At 70.3% G+C, this 13465-nt stretch carries 14 protein-coding genes; 5 read left to right on the forward strand and 9 right to left on the reverse strand.

Annotated elements, in window-relative coordinates:
- The first annotated feature begins 58 nt into the window (after positions 1–58).
- Together H305_RS0127255 and H305_RS0127260 are read left to right on the forward strand one after the other, a co-directional pair.
- Positions 59–928: a deoxyribonuclease IV gene (locus H305_RS0127255; RefSeq protein ID WP_028803221.1), complete on the forward strand. Its 870-nt coding sequence runs from the start codon at positions 59–61 to the stop codon at positions 926–928.
- A 75-nt stretch (positions 929–1003) separates the two neighbouring features.
- Positions 1004–1555: a DUF4396 domain-containing protein gene (locus H305_RS0127260; protein ID WP_037765469.1), complete on the forward strand. Its 552-nt coding sequence runs from the start codon at positions 1004–1006 to the stop codon at positions 1553–1555.
- Positions 1556–1592: 37 nt separating this feature from the next.
- Here H305_RS0127260 and H305_RS0127265 read toward each other — a convergent pair whose 3' ends face one another.
- On the reverse strand, positions 1593–2225 hold the full coding sequence (locus H305_RS0127265) for a sulfite oxidase-like oxidoreductase (RefSeq protein WP_028803223.1): 633 nt from the start codon (positions 2223–2225) through the stop codon (positions 1593–1595).
- A gap of 154 nt (positions 2226–2379) precedes the next feature.
- On the opposite strand from H305_RS0127265, the gene bfr reads away from it, so the two are divergent.
- A complete protein-coding gene (gene bfr / locus H305_RS0127270; RefSeq protein ID WP_028803224.1) occupies positions 2380–2859 on the forward strand; it encodes a bacterioferritin in 480 nt (159 codons plus the stop codon).
- Between the two features lie 16 nt (positions 2860–2875).
- Here bfr and H305_RS47190 read toward each other — a convergent pair whose 3' ends face one another.
- The 3 genes from H305_RS47190 to H305_RS0127285 form a co-directional block, all read right to left on the reverse strand.
- Positions 2876–3193, reverse strand: coding sequence for a (2Fe-2S)-binding protein (locus H305_RS47190; protein ID WP_078629273.1), 318 nt, complete (start codon positions 3191–3193; stop codon positions 2876–2878).
- Positions 3194–3379: 186 nt separating this feature from the next.
- Positions 3380–4732: a class II 3-deoxy-7-phosphoheptulonate synthase gene (locus H305_RS0127280; RefSeq protein WP_028803225.1), complete on the reverse strand. Its 1353-nt coding sequence runs from the start codon at positions 4730–4732 to the stop codon at positions 3380–3382.
- A gap of 153 nt (positions 4733–4885) precedes the next feature.
- Positions 4886–6151, reverse strand: coding sequence for a glycoside hydrolase domain-containing protein (locus tag H305_RS0127285; protein ID WP_051371006.1), 1266 nt, complete (start codon positions 6149–6151; stop codon positions 4886–4888).
- A gap of 83 nt (positions 6152–6234) precedes the next feature.
- Here H305_RS0127285 and H305_RS56440 point away from each other — a divergent pair, with 83 nt between their 5' ends.
- Positions 6235–6291: a trp operon leader peptide gene (locus H305_RS56440; RefSeq protein WP_076973970.1), complete on the forward strand. Its 57-nt coding sequence runs from the start codon at positions 6235–6237 to the stop codon at positions 6289–6291.
- A 119-nt stretch (positions 6292–6410) separates the two neighbouring features.
- The gene (locus H305_RS0127290) at positions 6411–8324 is read left to right on the forward strand and encodes an anthranilate synthase family protein (RefSeq protein WP_028803227.1); all 1914 of its coding nucleotides are present in this window, start codon (positions 6411–6413) and stop codon (positions 8322–8324) included.
- On the opposite strand, the gene H305_RS0127295 is transcribed toward H305_RS0127290, so the two are convergent.
- The 5 genes from H305_RS0127295 to H305_RS0127315 form a co-directional block, all read right to left on the reverse strand.
- Positions 8276–9271, reverse strand: a complete 996-nt coding sequence (locus H305_RS0127295; protein ID WP_028803228.1) for a 2-hydroxyacid dehydrogenase — start codon at positions 9269–9271, stop codon at positions 8276–8278. The genes H305_RS0127290 and H305_RS0127295 overlap by 49 nt on opposite strands.
- Before the next feature lie 62 nt (positions 9272–9333).
- Positions 9334–10362, reverse strand: coding sequence for a 6-phosphofructokinase (locus tag H305_RS0127300; protein ID WP_028803229.1), 1029 nt, complete (start codon positions 10360–10362; stop codon positions 9334–9336).
- Between the two features lie 143 nt (positions 10363–10505).
- Complete coding sequence (locus H305_RS0127305) at positions 10506–11153, reverse strand: response regulator transcription factor (RefSeq protein ID WP_037765510.1); 648 nt, start codon at positions 11151–11153, stop codon at positions 10506–10508.
- A gap of 146 nt (positions 11154–11299) precedes the next feature.
- Positions 11300–12523 (reverse strand): MacS family sensor histidine kinase, encoded by a 1224-nt coding sequence (gene macS / locus H305_RS0127310; protein ID WP_028803231.1) that lies wholly within the window; start codon positions 12521–12523, stop codon positions 11300–11302.
- Positions 12524–12565: 42 nt separating this feature from the next.
- A complete protein-coding gene (locus H305_RS0127315; protein ID WP_051371008.1) occupies positions 12566–13345 on the reverse strand; it encodes a lysophospholipid acyltransferase family protein in 780 nt (259 codons plus the stop codon).
- Positions 13346–13465: the final 120 nt, after the last annotated feature.

Raw genomic sequence — 13465 nt, forward strand, 5'->3', positions numbered from 1 at the left:
CACCCCCCGTCGAGATCCGCCGGCGGAGCCCTCAGCGGCCCATGACACCCTGACGGGTGTGACCAGCAAGCAGCTCCGCAACCCCGTCGGCGGCCATGTCCCTGTGGCCGGCGGTCTCCACTCCGTCGGCCTGTCCTACGCACGCGACCTCGCGGCCGAGACCGTCCAGGTCTTCGTCGCCAACCCGCGCGGCTGGGCCACGCCCGCCGGAAACCCCCGGCAGGACGAGGCCTTCCGCGCCGCGTGCGCCGCCGAGTCGATCCCCGCGTACGTCCACGCCCCGTATCTGATCAACTTCGGTTCGCACACCGAGGCGACGGTGGAGAAGTCGGTGCTGTCCCTGCGGCACTCGCTGCGCAGGGCCCGGGAGATAGGCGCTCTCGGTGTGGTGGTGCACACCGGCAGCGCCACGGGCGGCCGGGAGCGTTCCGTCGCCCTCGCGCAGGTCCGTGAGCACATGCTGCCCCTGCTGGACGAGCTGACCCACGACGACGCCCCGTTCCTCCTCCTGGAGTCGACGGCCGGGCAGGGCGCCTCGCTCTGCTCCCGCACCTGGGACTTCGGCCCGTACTTCGAGGCGCTCGACGCCCACCCCAGGCTGGGCGTATGTCTCGACACCTGTCACATCTTCGCGGCCGGCCACGATCTGACCGGGCCGAGCGGCATGCACCAGACGCTCGACCTGCTGGTCGACACGGTCGGCGAGGGACGGCTGAAGCTGATCCACGCCAACGACTCCAAGGACGTGGTCGGCGCGCACAAGGACCGCCACGAGAACATCGGCTCCGGGCACATCGGCGAGGACCCCTTCCGCGCCCTGATGACCCATCCCGCCACCGCGGGCGTACCTCTGATCATCGAGACGCCCGGCGGTAAGGAAGGGCATGCGGCGGACGTGGAGCGGCTGAAGAAACTCCGGGACTCGTGACTCGTTGAGGAATACCCCATGGGGGTATACGGTTCCTACTGCGCGCAGGGACCGGCATCCAGCATGGGGGCATACATGGAGCACAACACGCACACACGGCACGAGCACCACGGGGCCCAGCAGGACCAGCACGGGCACCACGGGCACGATGAGCACCTGGGGCACGAGGGCCACGGCGGCCACCACGGCGGGGCGAGCTGGTCCATGGCCGCGCAGGCCACGCTGCACTGCCTCACCGGATGCGCCATCGGCGAGATCCTCGGCATGGCGATCGGCACGGCGCTCGGCTGGGGCAACGTGCCGACGATGGTCCTGGCGATCGCGCTCGCGTTCTTCTTCGGCTACTCGCTCACGCTGCGCGGTGTCCTGCGGGCGGGCGTGGACTTCCGGACCGCTTTCCGGGTGGCGCTGGCAGCCGACACCCTGTCCATCGCCGTGATGGAGCTGATCGACAACGGCGTGATCCTGCTGTGGCCGGACGCCATGGACGCGGGCCTGGCCGACGCCCTGTTCTGGATCTCGCTGGCCATCTCACTGGTGATCGCCTTCGTGGTCACCACGCCCGTCAACAAGTGGACGATCGGCCGCGGCAAGGGGCACGCGGTGGTCCACCGGTACCACCACTGAGAAGCCGCCGGTCAGCGGCCGGCCGCCGTCACGGGAGTCAGAGCTCGGGGCCGTCCCCGGGCTCCTCCTGGTAGGAGTAGCGCTGCTCCCGCCAGGGGTCGCCGATGTTGTGGTAGCCGCGTTCCTCCCAGAAACCACGGCGGTCGGCGGTCATGTACTCCACGCCGCGGACCCACTTGGGCCCCTTCCAGGCGTACAGGTGCGGGACGACGAGGCGGAGCGGGAAGCCGTGCTCCGCCGTCAGCAGCTCACCGTCCTTGTGCGTGGCGAAGATCGTGCGGTCGGCCGCGAAGTCCGACAGGCGGAGGTTCGAGCTGAAGCCGTACTCGGCCCAGACCATCACGTGAGTGACGGACGGTGCGGGCGGGGCGATGTCCAGGATCGTCCGGGCCGGGACGCCGCCCCATTCGGCCCCGAGCATGCTGAACTTCGTGACGCAGTGCAGATCGGCCACGACCGAGGCGTACGGCAGGGCGGTGAACTCCTCGTGGGTCCAGCAGTGCTTCTCCCCGTCGGCGGTGGCGCCGAAGACCCTGAACTCCCAGCGCTCGGGACGGAACTTGGGTACGGGCCCGTAGTGCGTGACCGGCCAGCCGCGCTGAAGTCGCTGCCCCGGCGGAAGCTCCGACTGTGCCGCTTCTCCAGATTCTCTCTCCACCGGCTGACCCATGACTCCATCCTGACAGACCCGGGACAGTGCACATGACCAGCCCCGTCCCGAATCGGGCAACTCGTACTAAGCGTGCACTTACTGGACGGTTCACTGCACCGATGCGAGGATGCGGCGCAACCTGCCCAGTCCCCGCATGGAAGGAGCCTCTGCGATGCAGGGCGACCCCGAGGTCATCGAATTCCTCAACGAGCAGCTGACCGGCGAGCTCACCGCGATCAACCAGTACTTCCTGCACGCGAAGATGCAGGAGAACTTCGGCTGGACGAAGCTCGCCAAGTACACGCGGCACGAGTCGTTCGACGAGATGAAGCACGCCGAGGTGCTCACCGACCGGATCCTCTTCCTGGAGGGCCTGCCGAACTACCAGCGCCTGTTCCATGTCCGGGTGGGACAGACCCTCACCGAGATGTTCGAGGCGGACCGACAGGTGGAGGTCGAGGCGATCGACCGCCTCAAGCGGGGGGTCGAGGTGATGCGCACGAAGGGCGACATCACCTCGGCGAACATCTTCGAGTCGATCCTCGCGGACGAGGAGCACCACATCGACTACCTGGACACCCAGCTCGAACTGATCGAGAAGCTCGGTGAGGCGCTGTACATCGCGCAGTTGATCGAACAGCCGGAGAGCTGATCCGGCGACAGACGCGTCAGGCGGCCTCGGCCGCCACCGCAGTCAGCGCCGCCACGGTCAGAGCCGCCGTGGCGGGCATCGCCGACGCGGGCATCGCCACGGGCGAGGGCACCGGGGCGTCCGCGAGGTCCGACAGGACCGGCCTGCCCTCGTCCGCGAGCTCACGGCGCGGGCACGCGCCACGGCCCAGCAGGGCCTGGATGCGGCGCACGCACGAACCGCAGTCCGTGCCCGCCTTGCATGCCGACGCTATCTGGCGGGGGGTGCAGGCACCCTCTTCCGCGTGCTTCTTCACCTGCGCCTCGGTGACACCGAAGCAGCTGCAGACGAACACGCGGTCCACCTCCCGTCGGGGTTTCAGGGTCGTGCCGTACCGATGGAGCGGATGCCCGACTGATCGGTGAGGCTAACCTAACCTTACCCGGCCTCCAGGGGCCGCAAAAGTGCGATGGGGCGCGGATCGTATGTGATCCACGCCCCACTTCACCTGCTGGTAACAGCCGGACCTGACGGTGGTCCGTTACTGGTCGCGGTACATCTCGGCGACGAGGAAGGCCAGGTCGAGGGACTGGCTGCGGTTCAGGCGGGGGTCGCAGGCCGTCTCGTAGCGCTGGTGCAGGTCGTCGACGAAGATCTCGTCGCCACCGCCCACGCACTCGGTGACGTCGTCACCGGTGAGCTCGACATGGATGCCGCCCGGGTGCGTGCCGAGGGCCTTGTGGACCTCGAAGAAGCCCTTGACCTCGTCGAGCACGTCGTCGAAGCGGCGGGTCTTGTGGCCCGAGGCCGCCTCGAAGGTGTTGCCGTGCATCGGGTCGGTCACCCAGGCCACCGTCGCGCCGGACGCGGTGACCTTCTCGACCAGCTCGGGCAGCTTGTCGCGGACCTTGTCCGCGCCCATCCGCACGATGAAGGTGAGACGGCCCGGCTCACGCTCCGGGTCGAGGCGGTCGATGTACTGCAGCGCGTCCTCGGCCGTCGTCGTCGGGCCCAGCTTGATGCCGATCGGGTTGCGGATCTTCGAGGCGAACTCGATGTGCGCGCCGTCCAGCTGCCGGGTGCGCTCACCGATCCACACCATGTGGCCAGAGACGTCGTACAGCTGCCCCGTACGCGAGTCGACCCTGGTCAGCGCCGATTCGTAGTCGAGGAGCAGCGCCTCGTGGGAGGCGTAGAACTCGACGGTCTTGAACTCCTCCGGATCGGTGCCGCAGGCCCGCATGAAGTTCAGCGCGTTGTCGATCTCTCGCGCCAGCTGCTCGTAGCGCTGGCCCGAGGGGGACGACTTCACGAAGTCCTGGTTCCAGGCGTGCACCTGGCGCAGGTCGGCGTAACCGCCGGTGGCAAAGGCGCGCACCAGGTTGAGCGTGGAGGCGGACGCGTTGTACATCCGCTTCAGGCGCTCGGGGTCCGGGACGCGGGCCTTCTCGTTGAAGTCGAAGCCGTTGACCGAGTCGCCCCGGTAGGTCGGCAGGGTCACGCCGTCGCGGGTCTCGGTGCCCTTGGAGCGCGGCTTGGAGTACTGGCCGGCGATCCGGCCGACCTTCACCACCGGCACCGAGGCGGCGTACGTCAGCACGGCGCCCATCTGGAGCAGGGTCTTGAGCTTGCTACGGATGTGGTCGGCGGACACGGCGTCGAAAGCCTCGGCGCAGTCGCCGCCCTGAAGGAGGAACGCCTCGCCCTTGGCGACGGCTCCCATCCGGGCGCGCAGCTGGTCGCACTCGCCCGCGAAGACGAGCGGCGGATACGACTCGAGGTCCGCGATCACATCGCGCAGAGCCTCGGCATCGGGGTACTCGGGCTGCTGCGCCGCGGGCAGGTTTCGCCAGGTGTTGCCAGCGCTCGCGCTGGACTTAGCGTTCACGGTCACCCTCCCAACATTACGGGGTCGTGTCGGGCGTCCATTCATGTGCTCATCAAGTGAGACGGCGCATGCTCGATCGGGACGCCCCGGGCGGCGGGCGCGACAGGGTCGCCCGGCCGCCCGGAACCGAGGCTCTCCGGGCTCGTCGGCCCGGCCCGGTCAGCCCACGTCGAGCCGGTCGCGGTCGATGGAGATCTTCACGCCGCCGTGGGTCTCGGCCGTGTCGCCCGCGTACTGGTGGATGCGCTGGTGCTGGTTCCACAGGTCGGCGGGGACCGCCGGGTCGGCGGTGGTCGCCTGGTTGTTCCAGCGGGCGAAGTGGATCACGTCGGGCAGGGTGACGTCATTGCGGTTCTTCACGAGGTCGGCGACCAGGGACGACGTGTTGCCGTACGCGCCCGCCCGGTAGCCGAGCTCGTGCAGCCGCTCGGTGTACGCGTCGACGTAGCCGAGGACCTGGTCGGTCACGGTGCCGCCGGGCTCGTAGTTCTCCAGGTCGCTGTAGATCACCGAGCCCTTGCCGAAGCCGAGCGCGGCGGCCTGCCGGGCCGCGTCGTCGGCGGCCGCGGTGCCCTGCGTCACCGGGCTGGTGATGGCCGCGCAGTCGCCCTGGCAACTGCCACCGTCGGAGGAGGGCTGGCGGCCGACGTACAGCGGGAAGAACCGCCAGCCCTTCGTGTACTGCGTCCGCACCCATGCGGCGGTCAGGTTCGTCTGCGAGCAGGCCCGGTTGATGCCGCCGATGTAGATGCCGATGGCGCCGTAGTCGGAGTGCTCCCGCCAGGCGTCCATGGCCTCCTGGCCGGGCGCGGTGCAGGCGTCGAATCCCTCGCCGCGGAAGGAGGTCGCGTCGACGGGCAGCGGGGCCACGGCGGGCGACCCTGACGGCTGCTCGTCCTGGGCGGCGGCGACGGGCAGGCCCGCGCTGCGCAGGACGTCCTGGATGAGGGTGCGGTCGTAGCTGTAGGCGGCGGTCACCATGATCCGGTCTGCGGTGGCCCGGTAGGTGCGCGCCACACGGTTCTCCGTGACGGCGCTGCCCGTGACGGGCGCGGACGCCGGCTGGATCAGGAGCGCTTCGGTGCGCCCCTTGGCGTGGGCCGGGCAGTCCTGCTGGCTGCCCGGTGTGCCGAGGTACACGGCGTGCCGGTCGAACCGGACGCAGGCATCCGGATGTTTCTCCAGGTCCACGACCTGCCAGGAGGCGGGGACGGTGAACTCGTGGCCCCGGTAGGAGACCCGGGTGATGTCGTCGGAGTCGGTCGGCAGCGGGGCCGAGCGCGCGGCGCCGAGCGGTCCGGCGGCCAGGGCCGCGGCGGCGAGGACCAGAGTGAGAGCGCGGGCGCTCCTTCGGCGGAACTGGGGTGAACGGGCGGCGTGGATGGCTCTCTCCTCCGGTCGGGGCGGGTCTTCCTCGCCATCCATGGCCGCTGACCGGGCTGTCCGAACGCCGCGCGGGGACGGTTCACGCTGTTGCCCGACCGTCGGCGTCGGGTAGGGTTCGGCGCATGTTCGCGCACTCGATCCAGAACTGGTGGTGGACCGCTCATCCGGCGGCCCACTGACTGCGCGTACGCAAGACTTCGCGAAGGCCGCCCGAGGGGCGGCCTTCGGTGTTTCCGGGGTCCGTTCCTCTCCAGGTGAGCTCGCCGAGCGAGCTCCGCTCACGAGAAGGAACCGACCGATGAACATGCTCGACCTGCTGGACGATCCCCGACCGTTCGCCCTGTTGCGCCGCCGGACACCCGGCCACGACCACGACGTGGTGGAACTCCTGCTGGGCGAGGTGCGCGAGGTGGGCCTGCTCGCCGACATCCCCGGCGAGGCACTCGCGCTGATCCCCTTCCGCCAGATCCGGGAGCGCGGCTTCGACGTCCGCGACGACGGCACCCCGCTCACCGTGCTCGTCCCCCAGGAGCGCCACGAACTCCCGCTGGACCGGGTCCTGGAGCAGCTGCCGTCGCACGACGTACGGGTCGAGGGCGGCGGCTTCGACGTCGGCGACGAGGAGTACGCCCGCATCGTCGGGCGGGTGCTCGACGAGGAGATCGGGCGGGGCGAGGGCGCGAACTTCGTGATCCGGCGGACGTACGAGGGACGGATCACGGGGTTCGGGAGGGCCGACGCCCTCGCCCTCTTCCGGCGGCTGCTGGTGGGTGAGCGGGGCGCGTACTGGACGTACGTGGTGCACACCGGGGCGCAGGCAGGGCCCGCGGGGCGTGCGACGAGTGGGCGCACGCTGGTCGGAGCGAGCCCCGAGGTGCATGTCCGGATGTCGGGCGGGACCGTCGTGATGAACCCGATCAGCGGGACGTACCGCTATCCGGCCGAGGGCCCGACACCGAAGGACCTGCTCGCCTTCCTGGCCGACGGCAAGGAGATCGAGGAGCTGTCGATGGTCGTCGACGAGGAGCTCAAGATGATGTGCACGGTCGGTGACATGGGCGGGGTGGTGATCGGCCCGCGGCTCAAGGAGATGGCCCATCTCGCGCACACCGAGTACGAGTTGCGGGGCCGGACCTCGCTGGACGTGCGGGACGTGCTGCGCGAGACCATGTTCGCCGCGACCGTCACGGGGTCACCGGTGCAGAACGCCTGCCGGGTCATCGAGCGGCACGAGGTCGGCGGGCGCGGCTATTACGCGGGGGCGCTCGCCCTCGTCGGGCGGGACTCCGGCGGGGCGCAGACCCTCGACTCCCCCATCCTCATCCGGACCGCCGACATCGACGCGGACGGACGGCTCCGGGTCCCGGTGGGCGCCACCCTCGTACGGGGGTCGGATCCGGTCGGCGAGGTCGCCGAGACGCATGCGAAGGCAGCGGGGGTGCTGGCGGCGCTGGGGGTCGGGGCGGCGCGGCCGCGCACCGAGCACGCGGGGCCGCGGCTGGCGGACGACCCTGGGGTGCGGGCCGCGCTCGACGGCCGGCGGTCCTCGCTCGCGCCGTTCTGGCTGCGGATGCAGGAGCGGGGCGACGGTCTCGACGGGCACGCGCTCGTCGTGGACGGCGAGGACACCTTCACGGCGATGCTCGCGCATCTGCTCCGCTCGTCGGGCCTCGGCGTGACGGTGCGGCGCTACGACGAGCCGGGGCTGCGGGAGGCGGTCCTCGCGCACGAGGGTCCCCTCGTGCTGGGCCCCGGTCCGGGCGATCCGGGCGACGTCCGGGACCCGAAGATGCGCTTCCTGCGCGGCCTCACCGCCGAGGTGATCCGGGGGCACCGGCACGGGGTGCTGGGCGTCTGCCTGGGCCATGAGCTGATCGCCGCCGAGCTGGGCCTGGAGATCGTCCGCAAGGAGGTGCCGTACCAGGGGGCGCAGACGGCGATCGACCTCTTCGGGCGGACGGAGACGGTCGGCTTCTACAACAGCTTCGTGGCGCGCTGCGACGACGAGGCTCTCGCGGAGCTCGCCGCGCACGGCGTCGAGGTGAGCCGCGGCGACGGCGGCGAGGTGCACGCGATGCGCGGTGCGGGGTTCGCGGGCGTGCAGTTCCACCCGGAGTCGGTGCTGACGCTGAACGGCACGGCCGTGGTGCGGGAGCTGATCGGTCAGCTGCGGGGCACCAGCACGTTCTCCGAGCGGCGGCCCTCGGCGTAGTCGAGGACGTTGCGGACCGTGGTGTCGATGATCTGGCCGACGGCGTCCTCGGTGTAGTACGCCTGGTGGGAGGTGACCAGGACGTTCGGGAAGGTGACGAGGCGGGCCAGGGTGTCGTCCTCGACGGGTTGCAGGGACTTGTCGAGGAAGAAGAGCCCGGCCTCCTCCTCGTACACGTCGAGGCCGACGCCCGTGAAGCGGCCCTCGCGCAGTTCGGTGACGAGGGCCCGGGAGTCGACGAGTCCGCCGCGGCTGGAGTTGATCAGGATCGCGTCGTCCTTCATGGCGCGCAGGGCGGCGGCGTCGATGAGGTGATGGGTCTGCGGCATCAGCGGCACGTGCAGGGTGATGAGGTCGGACTCGGCGAGGAGGCGCTCCTTGGGGACGTACTTCATGCCGAGTCCGACGCAGGCCGGGTTCTCGGCGATGTCCCAGCCGAGCAGGTTCATGCCGAATCCGTGCGCGATCGTGGCGAAGGCCTCACCGATCTTGCCGGTGCCGACCACGCCGGCGGTACGGCCGTGCATGTCGCGGCCCATCAGCCCGTCGAGCCGGAAGTCGAAGTCGCGGGTGCGGGTCGCGGCGCGCACGATACGGCGGTTGACGGCCATGGCGAGGGTCCAGGCGAACTCGGCGACCGAGTGGGGCGAGTAGTACGAGACCCGGGCGACTGTCATGCCCAGGCGTTCGGCGACCTCGAGGTCGATGTTGTTGAACCCGGTGGAGCGCTGGGCGATCAGCTGGGTGCCGCCGACCGCGAGCGTCTGCAGGACGCGGTGCCCCAGACCGCAGTTGACGCTGCTGGAGACGGCCTCGTAGCCGGCCGCGATGGGAGCGGTGTCCTCGGTGAGGAAGACGTCGAGGCAGCGGACGTCGTGGTGCCCCTCGAAGGCCTTCTCGATGAGCGGCCTCTCGTCGGACTGCACGCCGAACGCGACGATCTCCACCGGCATCTCCGCTCTGGAGGGTTATGGGCCGAATATACGGCCCATAACCCCAGGGTGCCGGGTCAGCCGAAGAAGACGCCGACTTCCTCGTACAGCTTCGGGTCGACCGTCTTCAGCTTGGCCGTGGCCTCCGCGATCGGGACGCGGACGATGTCCGTGCCGCGCAGGGCGACCATCTTGCCGAAGTCGCCGTCCCGGACGGCCTCGATGGCGTGCAGGCCGAATCGGGTGGCGAGCCAGCGGTCGAAGGCGCTCGGGGTGCCGCCCCGCTGGACGTGCCCGAGCACGGTGGTGCGGGCCTCCTTGCCGGTGCGCCTCTCGATCTCCTTGGCCAGCCACTCGCCGACGCCGGAGAGGCGGACATGGCCGAAGGAGTCGAGCGAGCCGTCTTTGAGGACCATCTCGCCGTCCTTGGGCATGGCGCCCTCGGCGATCACGACGATCGGGGCGTACGACGCCTTGAAGCGCGAGGTCACCCACTGACAGACCTGCTCGACGTCGAAGCGCTGCTCCGGGATGAGGATGGCGTTGGCCCCGCCCGCCAGACCGGAGTGGATGGCGATCCAGCCCGCGTGACGGCCCATGACCTCGACGACGAGCACGCGCATGTGCGACTCGGCGGTGGTGTGCAGGCGGTCGATGGCCTCGGTCGCGATGCCGACCGCGGTGTCGAAGCCGAAGGTGTAGTCGGTGGCGGAGAGGTCGTTGTCGATGGTCTTCGGTACGCCGACGACGGGCACGCCGTACTCGTCGGTGAGGCGTGCCGCGACGCCCAGGGTGTCCTCGCCGCCGATCGCGATGAGCGCCTCGACCTCCTGCTTGGCGAGGTTCTCCTTGATCCGGCGGATACCGTCCTGCTGTTTGAGGGGGTTGGTCCGCGAGGAGCCGAGGATGGTGCCGCCGCGCGGCAGGATGCCGCGCACGGCGGGGATGTCGAGACGGACGGTGTCGCCTTCGAGCGGACCTCGCCAGCCGTCCCGGAAGCCGACGAAATCGTAGCCGTACTCCTGCACGCCCTTGCGGACGATGCCCCGGATGACGGCGTTGAGCCCGGGGCAGTCGCCGCCTCCGGTCAGTACTCCGACCCGCATGGAAAAGTCCCTTCGCCGCGGTTGCCTGATGAACTCACGCTAAGGGTGATGCAGGTCACTTCGGCATGGTGCGGAAGGTCAATTCCGGTGAATTGTGCGGGTGTTGATCTACGACCTTCACCCGCAGGTGGGATGCACCAGGTTTACGCCTCGTCAAGACCGCGTTCGATGGCGTACCGCACCAGCTCCACCCGGTTGTGCAACTGGAGCTTGCCCAAGGTGTTCTGCACGTGGTTCTGCACCGTGCGGTGGGAGATGACCAGACGTTCCGCTATCTGCTTGTAGCTCAGGCCCTTGGCGACGAGCCGGAGCACCTCGGTCTCGCGGTCGGTGAGCTGCGGGGCCTTCGGTTCGTCGTCGCCCGCGGCGGGGGCCGGTTCGGAGGCGAGCCTGCGGTACTCGCCGAGGACGAGGCCCGCGAGGCCCGGTGTGAACACCGGGTCGCCGACGGCCGTACGGCGCACCGCGTCGATCAGCTCCTCCGTGGACGCCGACTTGAGGAGATAACCGGTGGCGCCGGACTTCACCGCCTCCAGGACATCGGCGTGCTCGCCGCTGGCCGACAGGACCAGGACACGAAGGGCGGGGTTGGCGCCGACCAGTTCCTTGCAGACCTGGACGCCGGGCTTGGCGGGCAGGTTCAGGTCGAGCACGAGGACGTCGGGGGCGGCGGCCCGGGCACGGCGCACGGCCTGCTCGCCGTCGCCCGCGGTGGCGACCACGTCGAAACCCGACTCGGTGAGGTCGCGGGCGACGGCGTCACGCCACATGGGGTGGTCGTCGACCACCATGACCTTGATCGGGTCGTTCCCCCGCACGTCCGCCGCCTCCGTCTTCGCCGTCATCGCCGCCCCACCGTGTTCGTCGTCGCCATTGCCTCTTCCCCCCGGATCACCGCTCCGCCTTCCTCCGGTTCACCGCTCCGTCCTCGCCCGGGTCACTGCTCCGCCTTCGCCGCGGACGCCTTCGGCACCTTCAGCTCGACCTCGGTGCCCTGACCCGGGACCGAGATCAGCTCGGCCGTGCCGCCCAGGTCGCGCAGCCGCCCGCGGATCGACAGGGCGACCCCGAGCCGCCCCTCGCCCTCGGCCTGCGCGAGCCGGCCCTCCGGAATGCCGGGACCGTCGTCCCGCACGGTCACGATCACCTCGTCCGGTTCGTCCTCGACGAGGATCCAGGCACGGGCCTCGGGGCCTGCGTGCTTGCGGACATTGTCGAGGGCGGCACCGACCGCGGCGGCGAGTTCCCCGGCTGCACCCGGTGCGAGCCGTACGGGCGCGCCGGGCTCGGAGAGGGTCACGCGCGCGGTGGCGTACGGGGCGAGCAGGACCCGCAGGTCGACCGGGCCGGCCGTCTCCTCGCCCGCGTCCGGTTCGTCGACGGCCCGTACGACCGCGCCGAGCGCGGCGTCCTCGGACACCCGGGAGACGGGCACCAGGCCGCCCGAGACCAGGGTGCGCAGCGCCACCTCCTGCTCACCGGCCATCCGGCCCAGCTCCGCCGCCTCGCCGCCGAGTGCGGATCCGCGCCGCTGCACCATGGCGAGCACCTGGAGCACGCCGTCGTGGATGTCGCGGGCCAGGCGCTCCCGTTCGCGGGTGGCGGCCTCGATCTCCAGGGCGCGGGCGAGGGTGCGCTCCGAGGCGCGGGCGACCTCGACGACGTATCCGATGGCGATGGAGGCGACCCAGACGAGGATCACGTTGTGGACCGTGTCGCGGGTCGGGGCGCCCCGCTCGACGACGTTGACCGCCGCGACCAGGGTCGACGCGAAGGCCGCCCATCGCCAGCCGCCCTTGACCGCGAAGGCGAGGACGGAACCGGCGGTCCATATGGACGGCAGCGTCGGGCCGCCGTCCTCGATCCGCGACGAGGCGTCGGCGACGCGGGTGAGCAGGATGCCGGCGAGCGCGACGGTGAGGTCGGCGGCCAGGAACCGCTTGGTGCAGTTGGCCGCGTTCGCCACCCTGGGCAGGGTGGCCAGGGTCCACACGCACAGCACCGCGTAGAACACGATGGCCACCCAGGGGCGGGTGAACTCGTCGTACGCGGTGGCGAAGAGCCCGACCGCGTAGAACATGGTCAGGACGCGGTAGGCGGTGAGCGCGCGCCACAGCGGCAGCTCGACCGACATCCTCATGACTCTCTCGCGCCTGGCCATGTCCCCCCACCCCACCGCCCCCCGACGTCCTCACGGACGCGGCTAGGAGCCGGAACGTTCCTTGTCTCCGTGGCCGGATTCCCCGGCGGCCTGCTTCGCGGCCTGCGCGAGCGCCGCCTTCGCCGCCTTCTCGGCCTCCTTCTCGGCCTTCGCCGCCTCCGCGATCTGCCGCTTGGCCGCCGTCGCGTACACGTCGACGTACTCCTGGCCGGAGAGCTTCATGATTTCGTACATGACCTCGTCGGTCACCGCGCGGAGCACGAAACGGTCGTGCTCCATGCCGGCGTACCGGCTGAAGTCGAGCGCCTTGCCGATACGGATGCCCGGGCGCATCAGCTTGGGCATCACCTTCCCCGGCGGCTGGATCTTCTCGGTGTCGATCATCGCCACCGGGATGACGGGGGCGCCGGTGGCGAGCGCCACGCGCGCGAGGCCGCCGGGCTTGCCCCGGTAGAGACGGCCGTCCGGGGAGCGCGTGCCCTCCGGATAGATGCCGAACAGCTCACCGCGCTCGATGACCTCGATGCCGCTCTTGATCGCCGCCTCGCCCGCGCCGCGCGCGCCGGAACGGTCGACGGGAAGCTGCCCGACGCCCTTGAAGAAGGCGGCCGTCATCCGGCCCTTGAGGCCGGGCGTCGTGAAGTACTCGGCCTTCGCGATGAAGGTCACCTTGCGGTGCAGCATGACGGGCAGGAAGAAGGAGTCCGAGAACGACAGGTGATTGCTCGCCAGAATCGCGGGGCCCTCGGCGGGGATGTTCTCGAGGCCTTCCACCCAGGGTCTGAAGACGAGCTTCAGCGGCCCTCCGATGGAAAACTTCATTGCGCCGTAGATCAACCGAGTGCCTCCTGTGTCGTCGGTCAGACCTTAACCCGGAGCGCCGTCAAAGGGTCCGACGACCCTGGTCGGTGTCAGTGCGGTCGCGTACGGTGAAGTACGCCT

This window comes from Streptomyces sp. 142MFCol3.1 (genome assembly GCF_000424945.1).
Lineage (GTDB): Bacteria > Actinomycetota > Actinomycetes > Streptomycetales > Streptomycetaceae > Streptomyces > Streptomyces siamensis.

What these genes read in the sequence shown, in the direction of transcription:
- H305_RS0127260 (WP_037765469.1), top strand. Translation starts at nt 1,004, where the DNA reads ATGGAGCACAACACGCACACACGGCACGAGCACCACGGGGCCCAGCAG.
- H305_RS0127265 (WP_028803223.1), bottom strand. Translation starts at nt 2,225, where the DNA reads ATGGGTCAGCCGGTGGAGAGAGAATCTGGAGAAGCGGCACAGTCGGAG.
- bfr (WP_028803224.1), top strand. Translation starts at nt 2,380, where the DNA reads ATGCAGGGCGACCCCGAGGTCATCGAATTCCTCAACGAGCAGCTGACC.
- H305_RS0127285 (WP_051371006.1), bottom strand. Translation starts at nt 6,151, where the DNA reads ATGGATGGCGAGGAAGACCCGCCCCGACCGGAGGAGAGAGCCATCCAC.
- H305_RS0127290 (WP_028803227.1), top strand. Translation starts at nt 6,411, where the DNA reads ATGAACATGCTCGACCTGCTGGACGATCCCCGACCGTTCGCCCTGTTG.
- H305_RS0127300 (WP_028803229.1), bottom strand. Translation starts at nt 10,362, where the DNA reads ATGCGGGTCGGAGTACTGACCGGAGGCGGCGACTGCCCCGGGCTCAAC.
- H305_RS0127305 (WP_037765510.1), bottom strand. Translation starts at nt 11,153, where the DNA reads ATGGTGGTCGACGACCACCCCATGTGGCGTGACGCCGTCGCCCGCGAC.
- macS (WP_028803231.1), bottom strand. Translation starts at nt 12,523, where the DNA reads ATGGCCAGGCGCGAGAGAGTCATGAGGATGTCGGTCGAGCTGCCGCTG.
- H305_RS0127315 (WP_051371008.1), bottom strand. Translation starts at nt 13,345, where the DNA reads ATGAAGTTTTCCATCGGAGGGCCGCTGAAGCTCGTCTTCAGACCCTGG.